Source organism: Tenacibaculum sp. Cn5-46 (assembly GCF_022347705.1).
In the GTDB taxonomy this organism is placed as follows: Bacteria; Bacteroidota; Bacteroidia; order Flavobacteriales; family Flavobacteriaceae; genus Polaribacter; species Polaribacter aiptasiae.
The window spans coordinates 1-1,583 of sequence record NZ_JAKRGD010000017.1 but is presented as its reverse complement, the minus strand read 5'-3'; the positions used below and the strand labels follow the sequence as shown (position 1 = coordinate 1,583).

Below are 1,583 nucleotides of genomic sequence, written 5' to 3'. Positions count from 1 at the left end.
ACTCAAGCAGGATTAAATACAAATAATGTATCGTTTACAGGATTAGCTTCAGATACATATGAAGTAATTATAACTGATGCCAACGGATGTGCAACAGCTGCTTCAACAGAAACAGTTGCAGCACCAAATGCATTAACGGGAACAGCAAGTATAACACAACCTTACACATGTGTACAACAGGGAGTTATAACATTTGCAACCCCAACAGGAGGAACAGCACCATATACTTATGGTATTGATGGAGTATTTTCAAATAATCCAGTAAAACCAAATTTAACAGATGCTACTTATGCATTAGTAATAAGAGATGCAAATAATTGTGAATTTACTTTACCAAGTATCACAATAGCACCATTACCAACTGCACCAACATTAGGAAGTTCAATAGCATATAATTGTGATGGAACAGGAAATGTAACAATTACACCAAATGTAGGAACGTATACTTATAGTTTAGATGGAGGAGCAGCGCAAGCGAGTAATGTGTTTAATAATGTATCAGTAGGCTCACATACATTTACAGTAAATTATGGAAGTTCATGTACAGAAGATATTATTGTAAATGTAGCAGCAGGTCAAGAGTTTACAGCAAGTATTACAGGAAATACAGATAGTACATGTAATAATGCAGATGATGGAACAATTACTATAAATGCTTCAAATTACGGAGGAGTATCTTATGATTATAGTATTGATGGCGGAGCAAACTGGGTAAATACAACAGTAAATCCAGTAACAATTACAGGATTAGATAATATTACACATGATGTTCGAGTACGAGCTACAGTAGGATTGTTAACGTGTCCATTAAATTTAGGAACAGTAACAATATCAGAACCAGCAGCAGTAGGAGTAACAGCAACAATTACAAAACCAGCAACATGTGCTGCACCAACAGGAGCAACAATAGAAGCAGTAGCAACAGGAGGAACAGCACCATATGAATATAGTATTGATGGTGGAGCAACATGGCAAAACTCAGGAGTATTTACAGACGTAGCAGCAAGTGGAACAGCTTATACTATTACAGCAAGAGATAGTAGAAACTGTGCATCAACAAGTAATGCAACAATTACGGTAAATGCACCAGATACAGTAACTCATACAGCTACAGTAACACAATGTTATAATGGAAGTAATGGAGAAATAGTTGTAACGGTAACACAAGGAAATGGAGATTACCAGTTTAGCTTAGATGGAGGACCATGGCAAACACCAACTCCATCAACAGCAACAACTTATACATTCTCAGGATTAACACCAAATACGTATACAATAGATGTACGAGATGGATCTGGATGTGTATCAGCACAATCTACGCATACATTAAATCCACAATTAGGATTAACAACAACGTTAGTAGATGAGACTTGTAATACAGGAACGATAACAATTAATCCAACAGGAGGAGATAGTAATTATCAATTTGCAGTGATTACTAGTGGAACAACAGTAACAACAGGAGATTTCAATACAACGAACCCAGTAAATGTAGCTGCAGGAACTTGGGATGTTTACGTACGAGATAAAAATGGAGGTGCAAATTTCTGTCAAGTAATGGAAACTGTAACAATCCAGAGAAT

At 36.3% G+C, this 1,583-nt stretch carries 1 pseudogene; it reads left to right on the top strand.

Annotated features, from left to right (window positions below):
• Positions 1-1,583: pseudogene (locus MHN29_RS18245) on the top strand (hypothetical protein); the annotation flags it as partial.